Source organism: Streptococcus sp. 3613 (assembly GCF_013277375.1).
GTDB classification, from domain to species: domain Bacteria; phylum Bacillota; class Bacilli; order Lactobacillales; family Streptococcaceae; genus Streptococcus; species Streptococcus pseudopneumoniae.
Window position 1 is genome coordinate 1 of sequence record NZ_VMMV01000043.1, and the last position, 23122, is coordinate 23122.

Consider the following 23122-nt stretch of genomic DNA (forward strand, 5'->3'; position numbering starts at 1 on the left):
ATACTCTTCGAAAATCAAATTCAAACCACGTCAGCGTCGCCTTACCGTACTCAAGTACAGCCTGCGGCTAGCTTCCTAGTTTGCTCTTTGATTTTCATTGAGTATAAATGTTAGCCAATAAGTTGATTTTTCCCCATTTTTATTATATTTGTTCGTTTTTTAAACCAAAACACTAACAAAACAGTTGATTTCTAAAGTTATTTAGTGTAAAATAAAAACATTGGCTCAAGCCTATTTGAAATTGAATATCATGTTACTTGTTTATGTCGTGAATTGGCACGACGTTTCTACAAGGTGCCGGAACACCTAACAATAAGTAAGTTAACTTGGAGATATGGCCGTTTTTGCCATGCCTATTTTGGGGACTTACTTAGGGATTAAGTAGATCCTTTTTCTATTTCTTGCTGGAAACTATAAACAAGCAAATGGATTGGCTTTTAGACTTTAGGAGGTCTTATGAAATTATTAGAAGAGCGCATCCTCAAGGATGGGCATATCTTGGGTGATAACATCCTCAAGGTGGATTCCTTTTTAACCCACCAAGTTGACTTTAGCTTGATGCGAGAGATTGGTAAGGTTTTTGCGGAAAAATTTGCTGCTGCTGGCATTACTAAGGTTGTGACCATTGAAGCGTCAGGCATTGCCCCAGCCCTTTTTACAGCTGAAGCCTTAAACATTCCCATGATTTTCGCTAAAAAAGCTAAAAACATCACTATAAATGAAGGCATCTTAACTGCCCAAGTCTACTCCTTTACCAAGCAGGTAACCAGCACCGTTTCTATCGCTGGAAAATTCCTCTCACCAGAGGACAAGGTATTGATTATCGACGATTTCCTTGCTAACGGCCAAGCTGCTAAAGGCTTGATTCAGATCATCGAACAGGCTGGAGCCACAGTCGAAGCTATCGGTATCGTAATTGAAAAATCTTTCCAAGATGGCCGTGATTTGCTTGAAAAAGCAGGTTACCCTGTTCTATCACTCGCTCGTTTGGATCGTTTTGAAAATGGTCAAGTCGTATTTAAGGAGGCAGATCTCTAATGCAAACTCAAGAAAAACATTCGCAAGCAGCCGTTCTTGGCTTGCAGCACTTACTAGCCATGTACTCAGGATCCATCCTGGTTCCCATCATGATTGCGACAGCCCTTGGCTATTCAACGGAGCAGTTGACCTACCTGATTTCCACAGATATCTTCATGTGTGGTGTGGCAACCTTCCTCCAACTCCAACTCAACAAACACTTTGGTATTGGGCTACCAGTCGTTCTTGGAGTCGCCTTTCAGTCGGTCGCTCCCTTGATTATGATTGGGCAAAGCCATGGTAGTGGTGCTATGTTTGGTGCCCTTATCGCATCAGGGATTTACGTTGTTCTTGTTTCAGGCATCTTCTCAAAAGTGGCCAATCTCTTCCCATCTATCGTAACAGGATCTGTTATTACCACGATTGGTTTAACCTTGATTCCTGTCGCTATTGGAAATATGGGAAATAACGTTCCAGAGCCAACTGGTCAAAGTCTCTTGCTTGCAGCTATCACTGTTTTGATTATCCTCTTGATTAACATCTTTACCAAAGGATTTATCAAGTCTATCTCTATTTTGATTGGTCTGGTTGTTGGAACTGCCATTGCCGCTACCATGGGCTTGGTTGACTTCTCGCCTGTTGCGGCAGCACCACTTGTCCATGTCCCAACTCCACTCTACTTTGGGATGCCAACCTTTGAAATCTCATCTATTGTCATGATGTGTATCATCGCAACGGTGTCTATGGTTAAGTCAACTGGTGTTTATCTGGCCTTGTCTGATATCACAAAGGATCCAATCGACAGCACGCGCCTTCGCAACGGTTACCGCGCAGAAGGTTTGGCCGTACTTCTCGGAGGAATCTTTAACACCTTCCCTTACACCGGATTTTCACAAAACGTTGGTTTGGTTAAATTGTCAGGTATCAAGACTCGCCTGCCAATCTACTACGCAGCTGGTTTCCTGGTTCTCCTTGGACTCCTTCCTAAGTTTGGCGCCCTTGCCCAAATCATTCCGAGCCCTGTCCTCGGTGGTGCCATGCTGGTGATGTTTGGTTTTGTATCCATTCAAGGAATGCAAATCCTCGCCCGTGTTGACTTTGCTAACAATGAACATAACTTCCTTATCGCAGCTGTATCCATCGCTGCAGGTGTCGGACTCAACAACAGTAATCTCTTTGTCAGCATGCCGACAGCCTTCCAAATGTTCTTCTCAAACGGAATCGTCGTAGCCAGCCTACTCGCCATTGTCCTCAATGCTGTATTAAATCATAAAAAGAAATAAGAAAAAGAGGTGCGAGCCTCTTTTTTAGTTTATCACAAATTGATTATAAATACTATCAATCCCAATTCCCGTCTAATATTTCTTTTATAAACTTCTTAGGCATCCAAAAGGAGTGTTTTGTAATCCTACGTCCATCTGGAAGTTCATCTGTATCAGATAATGAGCCTTTCCCAACAAATTTTCCTTTTTCAATTTCATAGTAAGCATTGGTAGCATGTAATTTCGTAAATAGAATTCTATTTATCTTACTTTGAGGGAAATTAGTTGAAACTTTATTACCATTTTGAGTTAGTTTAACTCCGTCAGAAATAATTTGTCTAGTTTCCTGCCACACTCTTTCGATTTCTTCTAATTGTCTATCCTGAAATCCCCAAAATTTGATAGAATCTAATACAAATAGCTTAGGTTCAATTTCCTTAAAAATAACGAAGAGGAATCGTTTATTATAAATTTCATTATAAACATGTGATGATTCCCAACTATCTGTTTCTGCTAATTCTTTAAAACAATAAGTTTTAAATGGAGAGTCTTCCTTAGGTAAATTATTCTTATCTACTCGAATAACTCTCAAATTCATGTTTGCTTTTTGAAATTCTTTGGTCTTATCCAAATCCCCTGTCAAGCCTAAAATTTTTCTAATCAGAGTACTATTCTTACCTTTTGCCTTGGGATTCACTTCAAATCTATCATATAACTCTTGTTCAGAAAAACCTTTGTAGGAAAGAATCTTCTCTGCAATAACCTCAGTAAATGATTTTTTCTCACCCCTAAAATTAGCCAGAACACTTTCTTGATCTGATTGATTAAAGATTTTATGATTTATCAGATAGGTCATATAACTTGATTTTAATTCCCAAGCTCTTTGTTTTGCTAATTCATGACTAAATGGTTGCTGTCTTAAATCCTTTCCTTTACCTGCCCCTTTTGTACAAGTTGATAAATAGTTTCCATCTGATTCTGATAATTCATGTGCCTTTCCATTTTTGATTTTATCTGTAATCTTCTGATAGTCTTCAAGGATGACTGCCATATCTTCCTCAAACCATTCATATAAAAATATTTTTTCAATGACATAGTCCTTCATTGTTTGATTGGGAATTAAGCCATTGTAAAACAATAACAAAATCTTTGCACATTTTTTCCATAAATGAGTGGAGTAAAAATCCTCTAAATTTTCCTCCATATAGTTTAGTATTGTTAATACAAGTCGTTCTTTTGCACTAAGTGTCCCATTTTTGTTTATCTTAAAAGGAGTAACTTTTAATTCTACACCTATTTTTTCAAAGTCAGCTTCCGAGTCACTATTTGGCTGATAACCATAGAAATATTTTTCAATATAATTTCCATACTGCCCTTTTGACTTCATACTAATTGCTTTATCTTGTACCTCAGAGACTACTCTATCATTATAATCGTCATATGATTTATAAAGCGAACGATTATACTCCTCCATAACATCGGAAAATTTTCTATTTAATAGTTTATGAGAATATTCAATAACACTATCGATATCTTCATCGTTATAGTTAAATAAGTTTTGATCCATTTTCTTCTCCTATCTTTTATATTATATCAAATTAAACTAAAGCAAACATTAATACTTGATCAATCATTGAAAATAGTATATAATGGATTAAACTGTAAAAAAATGAAGGAGAAAAGATGAAAGTTCTCGAACTATTTGCTGGAGTTGGCGGGTTTCGCATAGGATTAGAAAATGCCGATAAGCAACTCTTTAAAACAAAATGGGCAAACCAATGGGAACCATCTCGTAAATCTCAAGACGCATTTGAGGTCTATGATTATCACTTCCCCAATAGCAAAAACATCAATATTAGTATCTCTGATATAACAGACGAACAATTTTCCAAAATGGATGCCGATATGATTGTCGGTGGTTTTCCTTGCCAAGATTACTCTGTTGCTCGTAGTAAAAAAAATGAGAAAGGTATTGAAGGAAAAAAAGGAGTTTTATTTTGGGAAATCATTAGAGCAACGGAAATCATTAAACCCAAATACTTAATTCTAGAAAATGTAGATAGGCTTTTAAAAGCGCCCTCAAAACAAAGAGGACGTGATTTTGCAATCATGCTCACAGCTTTTAATAATCTCGGATATTCTGTTGAGTGGAGAGTTATTAATGCTGCTGAGTATGGAAGAAGCCAACGAAGACGTCGTGTATTCTTTTTCGTATATCGAAATGATACAGTCTTTGCCCAAAAAATTGACAATCTTTACGAAAAAAATGAAGAAATCTTTGAAGATAATAGGTATGATGACTATATTTTCAATCAAGGTCTATTTGCAAAACAATTTCCTATTAAACCTATAGCAGTTAAAAATCGTCATGTGTTTTATGAGTTACCAAATGATATAGTTGAAGTTTCAGATACTTTTACTGGTACTGTTTGGAATACAGGAATTATGAGACGTGGAAAGTACTATTCTATTGATACAGAACCTAATTACAATGGTAATCCTATCACTCTAGGAGAAATTCTTCAAGATGAGTCTGAAGTACCTGAAAAATATTTTTTAACTGATCAGTCAAAATTGGAAAAATTTCAATATCTTAGAGGACCTAAAAAAATTGAACGAACATCCTCTGACGGACATCAATACATCTATTCAGAAGGGGGAATGTCACCTTATGATGATTTAAACCTTCCTGGACGAACAATGCTTACATCCGAAGGAACGGTTAATCGTTCTACACATTTATTATTTGTAAACAATAAATATAGATTAATTACCCCCATTGAAGCTGAACGACTTCAGGATTTCCCAGATGATTGGACAGCTAAAAAGAAATTATCTGATGGTTCTATTGTAGAGGTATCTGATAAAATGAGAATGTTTTTTATGGGAAATGCTTTGGTTACTGAGATTGTAAAGGAAATTGCTAAGTTTATTAAAGAAATTGATTGATTTATCTGAAACTAAAAAAGAGGTGCGAGCCTCTTTTTTGTGTGACAAAATAAAAACATCTATCTAATCATATATGCTAGTGTCATAGTTCTGAAAATCATCTGAATCAAGAACAATTTCACAACTCTTATACTTTTCTCTTACAAGTCGTTCGGCTTCATCTGGATTTTCAGCCTCTATACTTACTAAACGTGATAAAGTTTCTGTAATTTCTACTGTATACTTTTTCAGTTTTAAATTGCTTTCCAATCATTCACTTATTAGCAATAATCTATATAGTTTTGGGCTTTCCAACCACTCTGGTAATTCATCTCCATATTCCCAGCTATATTTTTTATTCAATAAAAAAAGTTGTTTCTCATCACCAAACTCCATATTTTCAGACAACCACCTCACACAATCAGGGTCTGATAAAGTATAAACCATTACACATAAGTTTTCATAATTTCCGATACTTTCCTCTACCTTTAAATTCTATTATTTCTTTGTCTCTTAATATTTGAAGCTGTTGCCTAATCTTTTCTTTGATATGATTGTTCTTAACAAAGATATTTTTTAGGTCACTTTCAAAACGATACATATCTTCAAGGGTAAATTCTGAACCCTCTATCTTATCTATACAATTTAGAATTTCTATTGTCCAACCTCTTACTGAAAGAGAGTTCTTCCTTAAAAATAAACTTTGCTTAAATTCTTTTGTAACTTTTTCTGGATCTCTAACTTGTCCATTTTTCACAAAAAATATTCTTCCTTTAGAAAGTACTTGTGATAAATCAATGTTACAACCAATCCAACCTGCTCGTCTAGCAGTTGGCGCAAGTGGCTTCCTTTGAATAATTGATTTCGGTGTAACAAATTGCTTCGGAAGGACAAGAAAATTATTTACCTCAAAATTTTTTGTATAAGTTAAAAAAGAAATTAGAATTATTATCTACCTGCACACGCTCCATCATCGTTGCATAAGCACCATCATTGATTGTTGATGAAAAATTTCCTTTTTTGCTCTTTAGTTCAAACTCCTCACTACAATGATTACAGTAAAAATCTGCTACAGGTCTATTATTTTCAAAATGATTTAAAGGATTTTTCCCACAATTAGGGCAATAAGACTGACGATAAACCCAATCCTCCATTAAGATACGTGCCTTCTGACTATTACTTTTATAGGTTTCTACTAGTTCTAAATTAAATTGTAATTCCATTTAAAAATTCCTCACTAATATGAGAATTCACTCGATATAAGCAATTAAAATCTACTATAACTAGCATACCACATATATGTACCTATTACATTTGTATTTCATCATTCTCTTTTATATTTCCTTCTCACATATCTCATAAAATATACCCTAGTTCTTGAGCTAATTTTAAAGAAAAAGCATAAAATTGAGCTATATTCGCTGGTATGGTAATTGCCATGGCAAGTCCACCTGGTAATCCTGCAACAACAGAAGTCCCACTCGCTAATAAAACATTATCCCTAATACAGACATTAGCCACTCGATCTAAGATTTCTTAAGATAAGAGAGACGTTGGGCCTTGTTCTAATAAGGTAGGAATGTCCTGTGAATCTAATTCTTTGGAAAACTTATCCACTAAAAACTTCGAACGATCAACCTTAACAACAGGTAGTTTCACCACTTGTTGCAATACTTGCATAGCTAAGTCTTGTTCAGCCATATAAATACCTCTTTCTCTTGTATCTTTATCTCATAATATCACACTATCTAAATTTTATAAATCTTTTTAATAATTTTTAATACTCTTCGAAAATCAAATTCAAACTACGTCAGCTTCACCTTGCCCTACTCCAGTACAGCCTGCGGCTAGTTTCCTAGTTTGCTCTTTGATTTTCATTGAGTATAAGTCTAGAAAGATTCCCCCATCATGTTTTATTGCCTTTTTCTCCACCAAAAAAGAGGGTTGCCCCTCTTCTTTAGTTCTTATCCAGATTGCGTAGCATCTCGTCAATCTTGTTTCCATACTCGATGGACTCGTCTTTGACGAAGGTCAAATCTGGGATTTTGTACAATTTCAAATTGCGACCAAGTTCACGTTTGATGGTACCAGTTGCTTTTTCAAGCCCGATTTGGACTTTTTGGATATCCGAAGCAAGGTTACTCAAAATGGTGTAATAAACCTTGGCAACAGACAAGTCACCCAGCATCTGAACATCTGTGATGGTCACACCTTGGACACGTGGATCACGGACTTTCTTTTGCAAAATCTCATTGACTTCACGCTTGATTTCCATGCCCACACGATCTGTACGGAAATGATTTGCCATGATATTCCTTTCTCTACTTTGAACCAAAAGCTAGGCCAGCAGACCTAGCTATTTTTATTAGATAGAGGAACTAGAGCCATTTGAATCTAGGAAACAAGCCTTAGATAGAACTGAAGTTCATCAAGGCGCTGTTGACGACGAGTCAAATGAGCTATCGTTTCTCTATTATCTCTTGATTTCTTCCATGACATAGGCCTCAATCACATCATCCATCTTAATATCATTGTAGCCGTCGATCATCAATCCACCTTCACGGCCGTTTGTAACTTCCTTAACGTCGTCTTTATAGTGTTTCAAGCTTGCGAGTTCACCATCATAGATAACGACACCATCACGGATAACACGGACTTTAGAGTCACGGGCAACCTTACCGTTGATAACCATAAATCCACCGATAGTTCCCACTTTAGACACCTTGAAGGTTTCACGGATAACCGCTTCACCAATAACTTTTTCTTCGAATTCTGGATCAAGCATCCCTTTCATGGCTTCTTCCATCTCTTCGATAACCTTATAGATAATGCTGTGGAGACGAATTTCCACATCGTCAGCTTCAGCTTGTTGACGAGCTTGTGGTGTAGGGCGTACGTTGAAACCAACGATAAAGGCATTTGAAGCTTCGGCAAGGGTCACGTCTGATTCGTTGATGGCACCGACCGCTGAGTGAACGATGGTAACTTTGACACCTTCCACGTCAATCTTTTGAAGTGAGGCAGAAAGGGCTTCAACAGAACCTTGTACATCAGCCTTGATGATAACATTAACAGATTTGAGTTCCCCAGCTTTAAGGGTATCAAAGAGGTTTTCAAGGCTAACACGTTGGGTAGCTTGACGTTGTTTCATGAGGGCACGTTTGGCACGCTCTTCACCTGCTGCACGCGCAGATTTTTCATCCTCGTAAACGGCAAAGTGGTCACCCGCCATCGGTGCTTCGTTCAAACCTGTGATAGAGACTGGTGTTGATGGTCCAGCAACTTTAACACGACGACCAAGGTCGTTGGTCATAGCACGGACACGACCGAAGGTATTTCCGACAACGATTGGGTCTTGAACATTCAAGGTACCTTGTTGTACAAGAAGGGTTGCGACCGCACCTTTTCCTTTATCCAAGCGCGCTTCGATAACCGTACCGATTGCACGCACTGTTGGGTCTGCCTTGAGTTCTTGGATTTCAGCTACAAGAAGGACTGTTTCCAACAATTCTTCGATGTTTTGGTTGAATTTAGCTGAGATTTCAACAAATTCAGAATCTCCACCCCAAGCAGTTGACATAACTCCATGCTCTGCCAATTCACCGATAACGCGTTCTGGGTTAGCACCTGGTTTATCAATCTTGTTGATAGCTACGATGATTGGAACATTGGCCGCTTTTGAGTGGTTGATGGCTTCGATAGTCTGAGGCATAACCCCGTCATCTGCCGCTACGACCAAAATCGTAATATCGGTAACAGAAGCACCACGCGCACGCATAGATGTAAAGGCCGCGTGTCCCGGTGTATCAAGGAAAGTAATCTTCTTGCCATTTTCCACGATTTGGTAGGCACCGATATGCTGAGTGATACCACCTGCTTCACCTGTCGCAACACGAGAATTACGAAGGGTATCTAGGAGTGTTGTTTTACCGTGGTCAACGTGTCCCATGATAGTTACAACTGGTGGACGCTCAACCAATTCATTTTCATTGAGATAACCATCTTCGACAAAGAAACGTTCGATGTCAGCATTATCCACTTCAACCTTTTGTTTGGCTTCGATACCGTAATCCACCATGAGGAGTTCGATGGTTTCCCCATCCAAGGATTGGTTTTGTGTGGCCATGACACCCATCATAAAGAGTTTCTTAACGATTTCAGCTGGTTCACGTTTGATACGTTTTGCGATTTCCGCAACGGTCATACCATCTGTATACTCAAATTCTGTTGGCAATTCATGGAATTTACGCTCTGTAACAGGTTTTGGAGTCTGATTGCGGTTGTTCTTGTTATTGCCTTTTTTGTTCTTTTTGTTGTTATTCCAGTTACTATTCTTTTGATTTCTCACTTGATTTTGACTACTTCGATTCTTTTGTTGTTTTCTAGGACCATCTTCTTCATGATCATAATCGTCACGATTTTTGTCTGGTCGAGCTTGTTTTTTACGACGTGTATCCACTGCAGGTTCTTTTTTCTCAGGGACGACTTCAACCACTGCTTGAACTTGCTGTGCTTGTTGCGCTTGTTCAGCTAACTTAGCCGCTTCTTCAAAGATTTCCTCTGGTTCCTTGCGTTTGTTAGCTTGAGCCAAGGCTTCTTTAGCAGCCTGATACTGCTTGAAACGTTCCTCACTTGAACGTGCATATTCAGCATTTTGCTCTGCTTTTAGGGCTGCTGCACGGGCTTTAAAGTCAACACGTGGAGCCGCTTGATTTGGACGTTTATCCTCTTGTTGACGGCGTTCATTTCCTCGATTTTGCTGACCTTGCTGTTTCTTAGCTTGATCATTAAAGCGACGATTATCGCGGTTGCCTTGACCTTGTTTTCCACCATTGCGACCGTCGTTTTTCTGACGGTTTCCGTTTTGTTGTTGGTCACGGTTATTGCCCTTATTTTGCTTGCGTCGTTCTGCCTGTTCTTTGGCACGAGCTTCACGCTCAGCCTTGAAATTACGACTTTGCGGTTTAGCTGCTACTTTTTCTGTTTTCGGAGCGACTGGCTCAGCAGGTTTTGCCTCTTCCTTAGCTACAGCTGGTTTAGCTGGCTCAGATTTTTCGGCTTTCTTTTCTGCACTTACTTTTGGTGCTGCAGGTTTTGCTTCTACTTTCGGAGCAGCTGCAGGCTTAAAGCTGGCAGCAATTTTTGCAGCGACAGCTTCTTCCACACTTGATGAGTGGCTTTTCACATCCAAGCCCAACTCTTTTGCACGCGCTACAACTTCTTTACTTTCTTTTCCAAGTTCTTTTGCGATTTCGTACAATCTTTTCTTAGACAAATCATGTCCTCCTCTTCTATTCCATAAGAGACCTCATTTTCTTTGTAAATCCAGCATCTGTTACAGCCAAAACCTTTCTCGATTTCCCGACTGCTATGCTTAATTCCAGTGTTGAAAACACGGTTACAATTTCCACTTGATAATAATGACTTTTATCTTGAATCTTCTTGGTCAGATTGGGTCCAGCATCATGAGCTAGAAAGACCAACTTGGCCTTGCCGTCTTGAATGGCCTTGACCACCAATTCTTCACCCGATATAATCCGCCCTGCTCGCTGAGCAAGTCCCAAGAGATTACTTATCTTTTGCTTATTCAAGTCCTAACTCTCTTCTTTTCACTTTGTGATCCACATAAGCGATCAACTCGTCATAAAAGCTTTCTTCCACTTCCATGCTAAAGCTGCGGTTAAAGACCTTCTTCTTTTTCGCCTCTAGGGCTTCTGCATTGTCTAGTTTGATATAAGCGCCGCGGCCATTGGCCTTGCCCGTAGGATCAATAAAGACTTGTCCTTCCTTGTTCTTGACAATGCGGAGCAAATCACGCTTATCAATCACTTCGTTGGACACGACAGACTTGCGCAAAGGGATTTTTCTTGTTTTCATCTTTCCCTCCTCTAGCAGCTTTTATTCTTCTACAGTATCGTTTTCTGCTTCCAAATCTACCGAACCAGCTTCTTCCATGGCTTCAAATTCGCTAGCAGACTTGATATCGATACGGTAACCAGTCAAGTGAGCCGCCAAGCGCACGTTTTGTCCACGACGACCAATGGCAAGAGAAAGCTTGTTATCTGGAACAACCACCAAGGCACGTTTGCTGTCGTTTTCATCAAAGATAACTTGGTCAACCTCAGCAGGAGCGATGGCATTGTAGATAAATTCAGCTGGATCTGCTACCCACTCGATAACATCGATATTTTCTTCGATTGGTACCATGCGGTCATTTTTAGCATCGTAACGAGCTGGGTGGAATTTGCTAGTAATCTTCTTAATATTAGCACCACCACGTCCAACGATTGTACCGATAGCATCCACGTTTGGATTGTGGCTACGAACAGCAACCTTCGTACGGTCACCTGCTTCACGAGCCACGCTCATGATTTCAACAGTTCCATCATAAACTTCTGGAATTTCTTGCTCCATCAAACGTTTGATCATTTCTGGATGGCTACGGCTAACAAAGACGTTCACACCACGAGGGTTGTCTTCAACCTTGTAAACATAAACTTCGATACGATCATGAGAAGCAAAAACTTCTCCAGGAATTTGGTCTTGTTTTGACAATTGGGCTTCGATGCTACCAAGGTTGACATAGATAAAGCGGTTGTCAAAGCGTTCTACTGTACCAGACATGATTTCTTGCTCATGTTCTTTGTAAGTATTGTAAGTGATGGCACGTGTTTGCTTGCGCATTTTTTCCATGATGGTTTGTTTGGCAGATTGGGCTGCTACACGACCAAACTCAGCTGGTGCTTCTTCAAACTTGATTTTGTCTCCAAGTTCATAAGCTGAATTAATGGCAAGAGCATCTTTCAAGCTGATCTCCAAACGGCTATCAAATACTTCATCAACAACTTCACGGACAGTATAAACTGTAAAGTCACCTGTTTTTTCGTTGAAGTCAATAGCTACGCTGTCTGACTGACCATAGCGTCTGCGATAAGCGGAACGAAGCGACTCTACTACTGCGTCGATGATGTCTTCTTTTTTGATTCCCTTGTCTTCTTCCAAAATGCGGAAGGCCTCTAGCATTTCTTTACTCATGTTTTCTTCACTTTTGAATCCTCAAAAGCTATCCTTTCTTTTTCTATAATTTAACTGCTAAACGTGCTTTTGATACTAAACTGTATGGAATTTGGACGGTTTTCTTACGCGTCTTGTCCATATATTCCATAGTCAACTCGTCCTCTTCGAAGGCCAACAAGGTTCCTTCAAAGACCTTTTGCTTATCGATGGCTTGGTAGAGCCCGACATGGATGTATTCCCCAACTGCTCCAGCAACGGCATCCTTGGTTTTTAAAGGACGTTCCAAACCTGGACTGGTGATTTCTAGGAAATATTGTTCTGGGAAGGGATCTGGCTTGATGGTATCTAGGACAGGACTGATCATTTCTGTCAAGTCTGCCGTGTCGTTCAAGGTAATTCCTTCAGGTTTATCTACAAAAATACTGAGAATCATGTCACTGCCAATCTTTCCATACTCGATATCCACGAGCTCGAAAGGAGCTTCTATGACAGGTTCTACAACTTCTCTGACTAATTCTACGATTGTTGCGATTGCGTCCACCTCCTCATAAGCAAGAGGCGAAGATATTTCCCCGCCTCACTTTTCATATTCTTACTCTTAGTATATCACATTTGCTAACTTATGTAAAGCAAAAGCACTTATACAGCCTGATTTCAGGCTATTTCTTAAAATTCTACCTCAACTCGGTAGATAACTTGCCCCTTATTGGAGAATTTTTGCTCGTATTCTGTCATGACATTGCCTTCAAAATCACTGGCATGTAAGTCTAGCCAGACACCATTGAGCTTCATGCCATACTGAGAAAAGCTCACTAAACTGTACTCAAACAAGCCACGGTTATCCGTCTTGAAATGAATTTCTCCATTTTCAGGCAAGATACGTTTGAAGGTATCCAAGAAGGTCTTGTAGGTCAAACGACGCTTTTCATGGCGTTTTTTCGGCCATGGATCTGAAAAGTTCAGATACAAGCGATCAATCTCACCGTCTTCAAAGTAGTCAGTCAAGTCAGAACCATCTACCCACAAGAGCTTGATGTTAGGCACTCCAACTTCAAGAACCTTGTCTAAAGCATAGCTTAAAACAGACTTTTGAATATCAATCCCGATATAGTTGATGTCAGGGTTCTGCTTTGCCATACCTGAAACAAAGGCACCCTTCCCACTTCCAACTTCCACATGAATGGGATTGTCATTGCCAAACAAGTCCCGCCATTTCCCCTTGGCTTCCAAGGGATTGAGGACCACATACTGGGGATTTGCCTCTAGTAATTCTGTCGCCCCTTTACGATTTCTAACTCTCATCTTCTCTTTCCATACTTGTCTCGGAAGTGACGCAAGCCATGAATCTCCCGATTAACATTTTCTAAATCTTGGTTCATATAATACTTGGAAATCTGGCTCAAATAAGACAATTGACCGTACCAATACAATTTACTTAATACCGTTTGATTATACTTGTAACCGTAGTAGGTCAACCATTCCTTCCACTGATGTTCTGGAATATAATGGCAGAGCATATGGGCCACATCAAACATGCGGTCGGTCAAGCGAACCGAATCCCAATCTACCAAATAAATCAAGCCACTATCTGTCTCAATCCAATTACTATGTCGTACATCTCCATGGACAATGGTCGCATAGTCCTCTCTAAATCCTGGAATAGTCTGACGTAAATCAGCCATCACTTCACTGATAAAATGATTTTTACGCAAAGCATCTGGAGCCGTTTCCTGCCAAGACTGTAGTAAATCTACAGGTGTTTCCATGGCATAGCCCAAACGACTCAACTGTGTCATCAAAGGACGTGAGCGATGAAGGCGGGTTAAAATATTGACGATTTGTTTACGATTCATATCATAGGGGGTCAATATCTTGCCTGTCAACCATTCTTGAGCACACATATCACGCCCATCTGCCAAACGGCGACTCCATAATAATTGTGGAGCAATTTGTTCTCTAGCTAGACCAGGTAGGATTGGAGAGGTGTTCATTTTTACAAAGATGCGCTTCCCATCAGGATAGCTACCCATATAAGCCTTGCCACTTTTCCCAGGTATGGGAGTCAGTGTTAGCTCATTATCACCCAAATCCATTTCTTTCCTCCGTATAAAGTTTCCTTACTATTCTACTAGTTTTTGGCCTATTCGTCAACCGCTCCACACCCGATTCTCAAAGAAAAGCCTCTGGATTGGCTTGGGTATCATTATAGAAAGAAAAAGGCAAGCACCGTCTTCTGCTTACCTTTCATGATTTTTATAAATAATATAAGAGTGGCCAAGCATTGTAAAACATGTGAACTAGAGTAGAAACCCATAGGTTTTGGCTCTTTTTATAAGCAAATCCCAGTAACAAGCCCCCAAGTAGATAAAAAATAAACGAAGGGACATTAGAAGGACCATGCATAAAAGAAAAGAGAGAGGAAGTTAGCACAAGCCCTAACCAAGAATTGTCAAAAACCGCACCTTGAAGAAGTCCTCTGAAAATGAGTTCCTCCTGGATGGGGCCAAAAACTGAGGAAGTCAAAATCAAAGACAGAGAAATTCCTCTGCTGACTTCCGCCAAGTGTTGAACTCCTGCGCCAGAAGAAATAGCGAAGAAATGAATATAAACCAGCGTCTCAAGTACACTTAGAAGAAAGATTGCAATGAAAAGCAAAAGGTCTTTCTTGCTTAACATCCCAAAAGAAATTATATCAAACTTTCTAGCATAAGCAACGCTCAGCGAGGTTACTAGAAGACTTACAAGAATCAATGCAAATTCATTTTGAAAAAAGTCCCCATGGTTAATCGTATAAGGAACTGTAATGACGATTATTAGTACTAAAAATCCAAAGCACAAGGCATGAAATTTATCAAAAAACTCCATAAAATTATCCTCCTCACCAAACAGACTTCCTACGCGTTATTCTTTAGTTCTAGCCTTTCCAAAACAAACCATTTGAGTAACCAAAATCCGACCACATAACCACCCCCTAAAAAGATAGCCATTAAAGATAGCATGGGGTTTAGGAAATTAAAGACCACCGCAGATACAAAGGTTAGCACAAAAACATTAAAGGCAATGGTGTCAGAAGCCAAGACTAGAATATAGGGTGTCAACCAGTCTAAGGTTTTGGAATCTAGGAAAAATAAGCGTTTATACATGATAACCTCCTCTATGGCTGAAAAGCAAGCCTTTTGCTTTTTTTACCCCAAGACCCTATGTAGAAAAGTCAGCAAAAACGGGAAGGTCGCTACAATATTATTGATCACATGCACCGCATAGGATGGATAAATACTCTTGGTATAGCGGGTCAAACCGGCAAAGATGATGCCAAATGTCGCAAAGACGAAAATATCTAACAGACTAGGTAAGTTTGAAAAATGAGGAAGAGCAAATAAAATTGACGGAAGAAGCAAATCAAGGCCAAATCTCGAATACTTAAAAAAGGCGTGTTGCAGTAATCCTCTATAAATCAACTCTTCCATTAGTGGAGTCAGGAAAAACAGGGTTACATAGATACCTAGCTCAGCAAAGTTGGTCCCACTATAACCGATCAATACGGCCCAACCTTCAGCAGTTGACTGAACATGTTTAGCTATCTGAACGTTAAAAGAGATCTGGAGCACTAGCACTAATACTGTCAAAATCGAATACCAAAGCCATTTTTTTCTTGGAATGTGAAAGAGATAACCATGACCTGTCTTAACCAGAATCCAAATCATGACTCCGCTAAATAGTAAACTCAAGATATTTTGAATCCAGACGAAATTGCCAATCTGGGAAGAAAATTGCCAATAATTTTGGACGATAAGCGTCAGCTGAGAAAGACCAAATACGAAAAATAAGTAAGAGAAGACTGCACTTATTTTGAATAGAAGTTGATACTTTTTCATAGAAATTCTTCCTCATTTCTTGTATTTCAGCCTATATTCCACATAAATGAAAACCCGCTCCTATATAACCACGGTCATGATAACCGCGCGGGCAGTAACCACTTACTGGAAAAGGACCTGAATTTTTTAATATAGGAGGGTAAGAACCGAATGGACTTACCTGATTAGCGTACCCTCTATAAATATCAGATACATCCCCACCCTCTATACGAGCAAGCATTTCATTATCCATAACTGCAAATTGAGTCGTTGTTTTTGTTTCCATGAGGAATACCTCCTTTTTTATTTTTAATTTTAATTTTTGTCTTGTTGCAACTTTGACAAGTTTAGTATATCATCGTTTATTAATTTTTTTCATCCAAATCTTGAATTGTCATCGAAACGTCTTGAATTGTTAAAAAATTTAAAAAGCAAGCATTAAAAACATACTTGCCCTTTCACTCTTGTCTATAGGCAAATGTTAGCCATATATTATTACAAACAAATAGTATCATTGCACCTGTTTACCATCTATTTTTATTTATGAATTTTTTGTTTCACTTTAATCATTACAGAAGTCATAAAAAACGCGACAGCCAGCCGAAGCAGTTGGTAACTTTCTTCCTCTCCTGTTTTCGGTAATAATTTTTCATTCGAAGTAATAGATTTGCTTACATAATCAGTCCCCTTAACATCAGTTGAAGGAGTTTTATTTTCTTGAGCAACATCAAAAATAGGTTTAGGAGTTTCCAATTGATTCTTATTGTCTAACATTGCTAAATTGTCAGATTGAGTAGTTTTAGCTTCAGAAGTTGAGTTTGTACTCTTCACTTTCCCACTATTTTCACTATTAGAATTGGGATTAACATTGGATATTTTCATTTCAGTTCTTTTTTCATCACTCATACCTTTGCTGTCACTTACAACTTTATCACTAATATTCATGCTGTCACTTCTAGTATTCTCATCACGGACACTTTCAGTTACTGTTTCCTCAGAAGATTTCACTGTCTCCGTTTGCTTAGGTGAGTTTCTCGAGTACATATAATCATACACCTGTTGTGCAGTTGCTCCGCCACCAACCCATCCAGATGTCGGATGTCCATTTCTTAAATACAAAATTGTTGGTGTTCCTGGAATACCGACTTTTTTAAATAGAAACTCTCTCGCTTCCTCATCAAAATCCTTACCATCCAAATCATAATACTCTAACTTCTTTTCAATCAAGTTATTAAATTCTTTCAATTCAGGAGAAAATTGACGACAATGAGAGCAAGTTTTTCTACCAAAATAAATAGTATGTTCCAATTGATCCTCTGTAAAAGATTGACGAACAGCTTCAATATCTATCTTTTTAAAGTCCGTAACATTCTTCTCATATTCTTCTGGAGTTACAACAGAAGGTTTATGCTCCACCTTTTCCTTAGCCGATGGCAAATCTGGTGCCACAACAGAACTATCATTCGCCTGGATAGATGAAGTAGTAGGATGTTCTTCTGCATATACAACACCCGTAGTAATAGATGCAAATACAAGTGGTACAAGTAATAGCGATTTTATATTTTGTTTCTTCATAAGAATACTCCTTTACATTTGTTATCTTTATCTTACCTTATTTAAGATTACAAATTCATCTAAATCTTAAATGGTCATCGAAACATCTTGAATTGCAAAAACTTCATTATAAAAGGGTAAGTATTGCGAAAACACTTACCCTTTTCTTTTATACTTCATTAAGCTCTACTTTTTATAATACTTCAAGCCCCAAATGAGTAAAAACATGACAATCAAGCAGAGAATATCACCAATATAGGCGATTATTTGTTGGTAGAATTTTCCTGCTGTGATACTTCTATACAAACAAATAATAGACATAAAACCTGTCAAGCCGACGAACATGAGTTGATTGGTTCTAGGACTAACCAAATCATCATTTACGTATATTTAAGAGCATTTCTTTTATGTTAATGTATGTTAGCACTGAAAAGCAAGACAGGCCAATAATATTTAAAATGAACAGTAATGGGTTTAAGTCTCTAAAAAAATTAGCCACTGACACTATAAGAAATACTAACAATACTATAGTCGAAACTATTTTTTTCTTATCCATAATTATTCACTCCATTCCAAGTCAGTCCATCTTATCAACGAAGAGCGATTTTTAACAGAAGGTAGCAGCACCCGTTGCACCTCCACCCCAAAAACCAGCAGCCGCTCCAGATACAGTACCAATGATAGGTAGCGTTACAGTGCCCACAGCACCACCAGCAACTCCTCCAGTCAATGCACCTCCAACTACACCGAGTCCACATTTTATCCAACCGCCACCTTCAATACAAGCAAGCACATCAGTATCCATAATCTCAAATTGTTCCATCATTTTTGTATTCATGACAAATACTCCTTTTTTATTTTTAATTTTTGTCCTGTTGCAACTTTGACAATTTCAGTATAGCACTATTTGTTAAAGTTTTTCATCCAAATCTTGAATTGTCATCGAAACATCTTGAATTGTAAAAAAATTAAAAAAAGCAAGCATGAAAAACATACTTTCCTCTTTATATTGTCTTGATACCGACTTGTTGGTAAACTTTTCACCCTGCTATCCCATATCACTTTGACAGACGAAATAATATTAAAGAAACTCCCCTGTAAATTAATCTAGCAAATACAGGGGAGAAATTGATTCTTTAGAAAGTACTATCCTTATTCTTTTTGGGAGATTTTGAAAATATTTTTCTAATTAAATCATCCATATAGGGGCCTAACATACCAACTACTAAACCAATAATAAAACTTTTAAAATCCATAATTACCACCAACATGTGGCTGCATAAGCTACACCTCCAAGTATAGCTCCTCCTGCAGCACCAGCTGCTGCACCTTGCCATGTTCTTGTTTTAATTCCTAGCCGAAGACCTCGTGCTACTCCTCCTCCAACACCTGCTTTGGCAAAATCTCCCCAATTGCATCCGCCACCTTCAACGCAAGTAAGCATATCAGTATCCATAATCTCAAATTGTTCCATCATTTTTGTATTCATGACAAATACTCCTTTTTATTTTTAATTTTTGTCCTGTTACAACTTTGACAAGTTTAGTATATCATTGTTTTTTAAAATTTTTCATCCAAATCTTGAATTGTCATCAAAACATCTTGAATTGCAAAAACTTCATTATAAAAGGGTAAGTATTGCGAAAACACTTACCCTTTTCTTTTATACTTCATTAAGCTCTACTTTTTATAATACTTCAAGCCCCAAATGAGCAAAAGCATAATAATCAAGCATAGAATAGCACCAATATAAGCGATTAGTTGTTGGTAGAATTCTCCTGCTGTGATACCTCTATACAAACAAATAATTGACATGAAACCTGTCAAGCCGATGAACATGAGTTGATTGGTTCTAGGACTAACCAAATCATCATCTTCAAACTCTCTTATCCTCATTTCCCTAGTGAGATAAACAGTGACCAAAATAGAAGCCAAGTTAATAACCACTAAAAGAAATTGGAAAACTAAGGAAAAATTTAAAAACTGACTAGATAGAAATAGATAAGTAGAAACTACCAAAGGTATCTGACCAAACAACAACCTCACTAAGAATACATTGCGTTTTGTTGCAAATATTTTTTTCATTACTATCTCCTTTCCTATGCTAACAGGTGAGTGCACCACCAATCCCACTTAGTACAGCACCAATTTCACCTATTCATATAGCGAATAGTCCCAATAGAAATGTCGAACCGTTGTTGCACACCCATCAATTGCGCCATATGCAACCCCTGCTGCACAACTAATTTTTCTTCCCCAATCAATATCTCCACCTTCAACGCAAGCAAGCATTTCATTATCCATAACAGAAAATTGTGACATCATTTTTGTATTCATATAGTATGTCACTTTTCAGTTACGGAACAAGTTTAATATAAAAATTATCAAAAAAACATAGGCAATAAAGAGAAAAATTAATTTATCATAGATTAGAAATAATATGACAAAACAATTCAATGATGTTAATTCAATAGTCTTTTGTTTTTTATCAGAGATACTTATAGATAGATAAACAAGGTAGGTTTGAAAAGCGAAGAGAACAATAAAGAATATAGCCTTCATAAAATATAGCTTTCATTTTTATGATGTAGCGGTATAGGCTAAATATCCACAAACCACTGCTCCTCCAATTCCTCCTATTGCAGCGCCCCATAGTCCTAGAATTTTCCCATATTTCACTCCACCCGCTGCACAACCTAAAGCAGCAACTACAGCTGCTCCTCCGGAATTACCTCCGTAAACCTCACTCAGCATTGTTTCATTTATGTTACAATAAGTATTCATACAAATCTCCTTTTGTTAAAATCCACCCGTTGCCCCTGTTACTCCTGCCCAAAGAGCCACACCAAATTTAGCTCCTATGTATCCACATGCTCCCATAAATGGTGCTCCAACACCACTCGCAGCACAAATAGCTGTCCCTAACCCCCAGCCACCAAAAGCAGCACTACCACCTTCGAAGACATTAGTTTGCCAATTATTCTTGCCTCCTTCAATACTAGATAACATAGCTATATCCATTTCATGAAATTGTTCCATAATTTTTGTATCCATGACAAATACTCCTTTTTTATTTTTAATTTTTGTCTTGTTGCAACTTTGACAAGTTTAGTATATCATTGTTTTTTAAAATTTTTCATCCAAATCTTGAATTGTCATCGAAACGTCTTAAATTAGCTTTTTTATTTAAAACTACCTCTAAATTTTTTTAAAAAGATAATTTCTAATCACTTTTTTTACCATTCAGGAACTTTCAATGACTATTCAAGATTTCATAAAATATGAACTTATTTTTATGGCATAATATACCTATCTACTATATGAAAGGAATTGCCAATGACTTCTTATAAACGTACATTTGTTCCTCAAATAGATGCTAGAGACTGCGGTGTTGCTGCCTTAGCCTCGATTGCTAAATTCTATGGTTCAGATTTTTCTCTAGCTCACTTGAGAGAACTTGCAAAGACCAATAAAGAAGGAACGACTGCTCTTGGCATTGTAAAAGCCGCTGATGAAATGGGCTTTGAAACAAGACCTGTCCAAGCAGATAAAACGCTCTTTGACATGAGTGATGTCCCCTATCCATTTATCGTTCACGTTAACAAAGAAGGAAAACTCCAACATTACTATGTTGTCTATCAAACAAAGAAAGACTATCTGATTATTGGTGATCCTGACCCTTCTGTAAAAATCACTAAAATGTCAAAAGAACGCTTTTTCTCTGAATGGACTGGAGTAGCTATTTTTCTAGCTCCCAAACCCAGCTATCAACCCCATAAAGATAAAAAGAATGGTCTACTAAGCTTCCTTCCTCTGATTTTCAAACAAAAATCTCTCATTGCTTACATCGTTCTCTCAAGCTTATTGGTCACGATTATCAATATAGGTGGTTCTTATTATCTTCAAGGAATCTTGGATGAATACATTCCAAATCAGATGAAATCAACTTTAGGAATCGTCTCAGTTGGTCTGGTTATCACCTATATCCTCCAACAAGTCATGGGCTTCTCCAGAGATTATCTCCTAACTGTTCTGAGTCAGAGATTAAGTATCGATGTGATTTTATCCTATATTCGCCATATTTTTGAACTTCCTATGTCTTTCTTTGCGACACGCCGTACAGGAGAAATCATTTCACGGTTCACAGATGCTAACTCTATTATAGATGCCTTGGCTTCTACCATTCTTTCTCTTTTTCTGGATGTTTCCATTCTGATTCTTGTAGGGGGAGTCTTACTGGCACAAAACCCTAATCTCTTCCTTCTTTCTCTTATTTCCATTCCTATATACATGTTCATCATCTTTTCTTTTATGAAGCCTTTCGAAAAAATGAACCATGATGTCATGCAAAGTAATTCTATGGTTAGCTCTGCCATTATCGAAGATATCAACGGGATTGAAACTATCAAGTCGCTCACGAGTGAAGAAAATCGCTATCAAAATATAGACAGCGAATTTGTAGATTATTTGGAAAAATCCTTTAAGCTCAGTAAATATTCTATTTTACAAACGAGTTTAAAGCAGGGAACAAAATTAGTTCTGAATATCCTTATCCTATGGTTTGGCGCTCAATTAGTCATGTCGAGTAAAATTTCTATCGGTCAGCTGATTACCTTTAACACACTTCTTTCTTACTTTACAACTCCTATGGAAAATATTATCAACCTCCAAACCAAACTCCAATCTGCGAAGGTTGCTAATAACCGTTTGAACGAAGTCTATCTAGTCGAATCTGAATTTAAAGTTCAAGAAAACCCTGTTCATTCACATTTTTTGATGGGCGATATTGAATTTGATGACCTTTCTTATAAGTATGGTTTTGGACGAGATACCTTAACAGATATTAATCTCACGATTAAACAAGGAGATAAGGTTAGCCTAGTTGGAGTTAGTGGTTCTGGTAAAACAACTTTAGCCAAAATGATTGTCAATTTCTTTGAACCTTACAAAGGACATATTTCCATCAATCATCAGGATATTAAAAACATTTATAAAAAAGTCTTGCGCCGTCATATTAATTACCTACCTCAACAAGCCTATATCTTTAATGGCTCTATCTTGGAAAACTTAACCTTGGGCGGTAATCATATGATTAGCCAAGAAGATATTCTAAGAGCTTGTGAATTAGCTGAAATCCGTCAAGACATTGAAAGAATGCCTATGGGCTATCAAACTCAGCTCTCTGATGGAGCTGGTCTATCAGGAGGACAAAAGCAACGAATAGCCCTCGCTCGTGCTCTTTTAACTAAAGCTCCTGTTCTAATACTAGATGAAGCTACTAGCGGTCTTGATGTCTTGACTGAGAAAAAAGTTATAGATAATCTTATGTCCCTAACTGATAAAACCATTCTCTTTGTAGCCCATCGTCTCAGTATAGCCGAACGAACCAACCGTGTCATTGTTCTTGACCAGGGGAAAATCATTGAAGTTGGTAGTCACCAAGAGTTAATGCAGGCGCAAGGCTTCTACCATCATCTGTTCAATAAATAA

26 protein-coding genes, 3 pseudogenes and 1 riboswitch are annotated in these 23122 nt (G+C 38.0%); of the genes and pseudogenes, 4 read left to right on the forward strand and 25 right to left on the reverse strand.

The features are described from left to right. Nucleotides 1–237 precede the first annotated feature (237 nt). Nucleotides 238–333, forward strand: a riboswitch (purine riboswitch). 123 nt (nucleotides 334–456) lie between these two features. Then, a complete protein-coding gene (locus HT708_RS05320) occupies nucleotides 457–1038 on the forward strand; it encodes a xanthine phosphoribosyltransferase (protein WP_172926077.1) in 582 nt (193 codons plus the stop codon). Then, nucleotides 1038–2300, forward strand: a complete 1263-nt coding sequence (locus tag HT708_RS05325) for a nucleobase:cation symporter-2 family protein (RefSeq protein WP_172926078.1) — start codon at nucleotides 1038–1040, stop codon at nucleotides 2298–2300. Before HT708_RS05320 ends, HT708_RS05325 begins: the two co-directional genes overlap by 1 nt. A 55-nt stretch (nucleotides 2301–2355) precedes the next feature. Here HT708_RS05325 and HT708_RS05330 read toward each other — a convergent pair whose 3' ends face one another. After that, complete coding sequence (locus HT708_RS05330; protein WP_172926079.1) at nucleotides 2356–3846, reverse strand: Sau3AI family type II restriction endonuclease; 1491 nt, start codon at nucleotides 3844–3846, stop codon at nucleotides 2356–2358. 116 nt (nucleotides 3847–3962) lie between these two features. On the opposite strand from HT708_RS05330, the gene dcm reads away from it, so the two are divergent. Continuing rightward, nucleotides 3963–5228 (forward strand): DNA (cytosine-5-)-methyltransferase, encoded by a 1266-nt coding sequence (gene dcm, locus HT708_RS05335; protein ID WP_023940819.1) that lies wholly within the window; start codon nucleotides 3963–3965, stop codon nucleotides 5226–5228. Nucleotides 5229–5291: 63 nt separating this feature from the next. On the opposite strand, the pseudogene HT708_RS11810 reads toward dcm, so the two are convergent. The 24 genes and pseudogenes from HT708_RS11810 to blpM form a co-directional block, all read right to left on the reverse strand. Then, a pseudogene (locus HT708_RS11810) lies at nucleotides 5292–5672 on the reverse strand (DpnD/PcfM family protein); the annotation flags it as partial. Beyond that, a pseudogene (locus HT708_RS05350) lies at nucleotides 5668–6430 on the reverse strand (DpnI domain-containing protein). The pseudogenes HT708_RS11810 and HT708_RS05350, both read right to left, overlap by 5 nt. A gap of 139 nt (nucleotides 6431–6569) precedes the next feature. Further along, a pseudogene (locus tag HT708_RS11815) lies at nucleotides 6570–6908 on the reverse strand (hypothetical protein); the annotation flags it as partial. Nucleotides 6909–7164: 256 nt separating this feature from the next. After that, entirely contained in the window at nucleotides 7165–7515 is a 351-nt protein-coding gene (rbfA, locus tag HT708_RS05360) for a 30S ribosome-binding factor RbfA (RefSeq protein WP_001273597.1), read from the reverse strand. Between the two features lie 165 nt (nucleotides 7516–7680). After that, nucleotides 7681–10482 carry a translation initiation factor IF-2 gene (gene infB, locus HT708_RS05365; protein WP_138707128.1) on the reverse strand — a complete coding sequence of 934 codons (2802 nt, stop codon included), beginning with the start codon at nucleotides 10480–10482 and terminating at the stop codon, nucleotides 7681–7683. Nucleotides 10483–10498: 16 nt separating this feature from the next. Then, nucleotides 10499–10798, reverse strand: coding sequence for a YlxQ-related RNA-binding protein (locus HT708_RS05370; protein ID WP_001041390.1), 300 nt, complete (start codon nucleotides 10796–10798; stop codon nucleotides 10499–10501). Continuing rightward, complete coding sequence (locus HT708_RS05375) at nucleotides 10791–11084, reverse strand: YlxR family protein (protein ID WP_000857562.1); 294 nt, start codon at nucleotides 11082–11084, stop codon at nucleotides 10791–10793. Before HT708_RS05375 ends, HT708_RS05370 begins: the two co-directional genes overlap by 8 nt. Before the next feature lie 21 nt (nucleotides 11085–11105). Further along, on the reverse strand, nucleotides 11106–12242 hold the full coding sequence (gene nusA, locus HT708_RS05380; protein ID WP_000032274.1) for a transcription termination factor NusA: 1137 nt from the start codon (nucleotides 12240–12242) through the stop codon (nucleotides 11106–11108). 43 nt (nucleotides 12243–12285) lie between these two features. Beyond that, nucleotides 12286–12765, reverse strand: coding sequence for a ribosome maturation factor RimP (gene rimP, locus HT708_RS05385; protein ID WP_007284956.1), 480 nt, complete (start codon nucleotides 12763–12765; stop codon nucleotides 12286–12288). A gap of 125 nt (nucleotides 12766–12890) precedes the next feature. Further along, nucleotides 12891–13526 carry a tRNA (guanosine(46)-N7)-methyltransferase TrmB gene (gene trmB / locus HT708_RS05390; RefSeq protein ID WP_001266096.1) on the reverse strand — a complete coding sequence of 212 codons (636 nt, stop codon included), beginning with the start codon at nucleotides 13524–13526 and terminating at the stop codon, nucleotides 12891–12893. Next, entirely contained in the window at nucleotides 13523–14317 is a 795-nt protein-coding gene (locus HT708_RS05395; protein WP_000363006.1) for a phosphotransferase family protein, read from the reverse strand. The genes trmB and HT708_RS05395 overlap by 4 nt, the downstream gene beginning before the upstream one ends. Nucleotides 14318–14477: 160 nt before the next feature. Beyond that, nucleotides 14478–15089 carry a type II CAAX endopeptidase family protein gene (locus HT708_RS05400; RefSeq protein ID WP_172926080.1) on the reverse strand — a complete coding sequence of 204 codons (612 nt, stop codon included), beginning with the start codon at nucleotides 15087–15089 and terminating at the stop codon, nucleotides 14478–14480. A gap of 29 nt (nucleotides 15090–15118) precedes the next feature. Beyond that, nucleotides 15119–15367, reverse strand: a complete 249-nt coding sequence (gene blpZ / locus HT708_RS05405) for an immunity protein BlpZ (protein WP_000278083.1) — start codon at nucleotides 15365–15367, stop codon at nucleotides 15119–15121. Nucleotides 15368–15409: 42 nt separating this feature from the next. Beyond that, nucleotides 15410–16099 (reverse strand): CPBP family intramembrane glutamic endopeptidase, encoded by a 690-nt coding sequence (locus HT708_RS05410; protein WP_172926081.1) that lies wholly within the window; start codon nucleotides 16097–16099, stop codon nucleotides 15410–15412. A gap of 31 nt (nucleotides 16100–16130) precedes the next feature. Next, nucleotides 16131–16364 carry a ComC/BlpC family leader-containing pheromone/bacteriocin gene (locus HT708_RS12330; protein WP_050222911.1) on the reverse strand — a complete coding sequence of 78 codons (234 nt, stop codon included), beginning with the start codon at nucleotides 16362–16364 and terminating at the stop codon, nucleotides 16131–16133. Nucleotides 16365–16615: 251 nt separating this feature from the next. After that, nucleotides 16616–17653, reverse strand: coding sequence for a thioredoxin domain-containing protein (locus HT708_RS05420; protein WP_172926082.1), 1038 nt, complete (start codon nucleotides 17651–17653; stop codon nucleotides 16616–16618). Nucleotides 17654–17818: 165 nt separating this feature from the next. Further along, entirely contained in the window at nucleotides 17819–18004 is a 186-nt protein-coding gene (locus tag HT708_RS05425) for a hypothetical protein (protein ID WP_078156111.1), read from the reverse strand. Between the two features lie 235 nt (nucleotides 18005–18239). Then, entirely contained in the window at nucleotides 18240–18470 is a 231-nt protein-coding gene (locus HT708_RS05430) for a Blp family class II bacteriocin (RefSeq protein ID WP_033679712.1), read from the reverse strand. A 298-nt stretch (nucleotides 18471–18768) separates the two neighbouring features. After that, on the reverse strand, nucleotides 18769–18888 hold the full coding sequence (locus HT708_RS05435) for a PncF family bacteriocin immunity protein (RefSeq protein WP_007284953.1): 120 nt from the start codon (nucleotides 18886–18888) through the stop codon (nucleotides 18769–18771). A gap of 2 nt (nucleotides 18889–18890) precedes the next feature. Continuing rightward, entirely contained in the window at nucleotides 18891–19121 is a 231-nt protein-coding gene (locus HT708_RS05440; protein ID WP_001093251.1) for a bacteriocin class II family protein, read from the reverse strand. 191 nt (nucleotides 19122–19312) lie between these two features. Further along, nucleotides 19313–19717 (reverse strand): immunity protein, encoded by a 405-nt coding sequence (locus tag HT708_RS05445; RefSeq protein ID WP_172926083.1) that lies wholly within the window; start codon nucleotides 19715–19717, stop codon nucleotides 19313–19315. A 69-nt stretch (nucleotides 19718–19786) separates the two neighbouring features. Continuing rightward, complete coding sequence (blpO, locus tag HT708_RS05450) at nucleotides 19787–19969, reverse strand: bacteriocin-like peptide BlpO (RefSeq protein WP_172926084.1); 183 nt, start codon at nucleotides 19967–19969, stop codon at nucleotides 19787–19789. 243 nt (nucleotides 19970–20212) lie between these two features. After that, entirely contained in the window at nucleotides 20213–20416 is a 204-nt protein-coding gene (blpN, locus tag HT708_RS05455) for a two-peptide bacteriocin subunit BlpN (protein WP_172926085.1), read from the reverse strand. Nucleotides 20417–20431: 15 nt separating this feature from the next. Continuing rightward, a complete protein-coding gene (blpM, locus tag HT708_RS05460; RefSeq protein WP_172926086.1) occupies nucleotides 20432–20686 on the reverse strand; it encodes a two-peptide bacteriocin subunit BlpM in 255 nt (84 codons plus the stop codon). Between the two features lie 282 nt (nucleotides 20687–20968). Between blpM and blpA the strand changes: the two genes are divergently transcribed. After that, nucleotides 20969–23122 (forward strand): peptide cleavage/export ABC transporter BlpA, encoded by a 2154-nt coding sequence (gene blpA / locus HT708_RS05465; RefSeq protein ID WP_172926087.1) that lies wholly within the window; start codon nucleotides 20969–20971, stop codon nucleotides 23120–23122.

Coding starts and splice junctions, on each gene's coding strand:
- HT708_RS05320 (WP_172926077.1), top strand. CDS start 457: ATGAAATTATTAGAAGAGCGCATCCTCAAGGATGGGCATATCTTGGGT.
- HT708_RS05325 (WP_172926078.1), top strand. CDS start 1,038: ATGCAAACTCAAGAAAAACATTCGCAAGCAGCCGTTCTTGGCTTGCAG.
- HT708_RS05330 (WP_172926079.1), bottom strand. CDS start 3,846: ATGGATCAAAACTTATTTAACTATAACGATGAAGATATCGATAGTGTT.
- dcm (WP_023940819.1), top strand. CDS start 3,963: ATGAAAGTTCTCGAACTATTTGCTGGAGTTGGCGGGTTTCGCATAGGA.
- rbfA (WP_001273597.1), bottom strand. CDS start 7,515: ATGGCAAATCATTTCCGTACAGATCGTGTGGGCATGGAAATCAAGCGT.
- HT708_RS05375 (WP_000857562.1), bottom strand. CDS start 11,084: ATGAAAACAAGAAAAATCCCTTTGCGCAAGTCTGTCGTGTCCAACGAA.
- nusA (WP_000032274.1), bottom strand. CDS start 12,242: ATGAGTAAAGAAATGCTAGAGGCCTTCCGCATTTTGGAAGAAGACAAG.
- trmB (WP_001266096.1), bottom strand. CDS start 13,526: ATGAGAGTTAGAAATCGTAAAGGGGCGACAGAATTACTAGAGGCAAAT.
- HT708_RS05395 (WP_000363006.1), bottom strand. CDS start 14,317: ATGGATTTGGGTGATAATGAGCTAACACTGACTCCCATACCTGGGAAA.
- HT708_RS05400 (WP_172926080.1), bottom strand. CDS start 15,089: ATGGAGTTTTTTGATAAATTTCATGCCTTGTGCTTTGGATTTTTAGTA.
- blpZ (WP_000278083.1), bottom strand. CDS start 15,367: ATGTATAAACGCTTATTTTTCCTAGATTCCAAAACCTTAGACTGGTTG.
- HT708_RS05410 (WP_172926081.1), bottom strand. CDS start 16,099: ATGAAAAAGTATCAACTTCTATTCAAAATAAGTGCAGTCTTCTCTTAC.
- HT708_RS12330 (WP_050222911.1), bottom strand. CDS start 16,364: ATGGAAACAAAAACAACGACTCAATTTGCAGTTATGGATAATGAAATG.
- HT708_RS05420 (WP_172926082.1), bottom strand. CDS start 17,653: ATGAAGAAACAAAATATAAAATCGCTATTACTTGTACCACTTGTATTT.
- HT708_RS05430 (WP_033679712.1), bottom strand. CDS start 18,470: ATGAATACAAAAATGATGGAACAATTTGAGATTATGGATACTGATGTG.
- HT708_RS05435 (WP_007284953.1), bottom strand. CDS start 18,888: ATGGATTTTAAAAGTTTTATTATTGGTTTAGTAGTTGGTATGTTAGGC.
- HT708_RS05440 (WP_001093251.1), bottom strand. CDS start 19,121: ATGAATACAAAAATGATGGAACAATTTGAGATTATGGATACTGATATG.
- HT708_RS05445 (WP_172926083.1), bottom strand. CDS start 19,717: ATGAAAAAAATATTTGCAACAAAACGCAATGTATTCTTAGTGAGGTTG.
- blpO (WP_172926084.1), bottom strand. CDS start 19,969: ATGAATACAAAAATGATGTCACAATTTTCTGTTATGGATAATGAAATG.
- blpN (WP_172926085.1), bottom strand. CDS start 20,416: ATGAATACTTATTGTAACATAAATGAAACAATGCTGAGTGAGGTTTAC.
- blpM (WP_172926086.1), bottom strand. CDS start 20,686: ATGGATACAAAAATTATGGAACAATTTCATGAAATGGATATAGCTATG.
- blpA (WP_172926087.1), top strand. CDS start 20,969: ATGACTTCTTATAAACGTACATTTGTTCCTCAAATAGATGCTAGAGAC.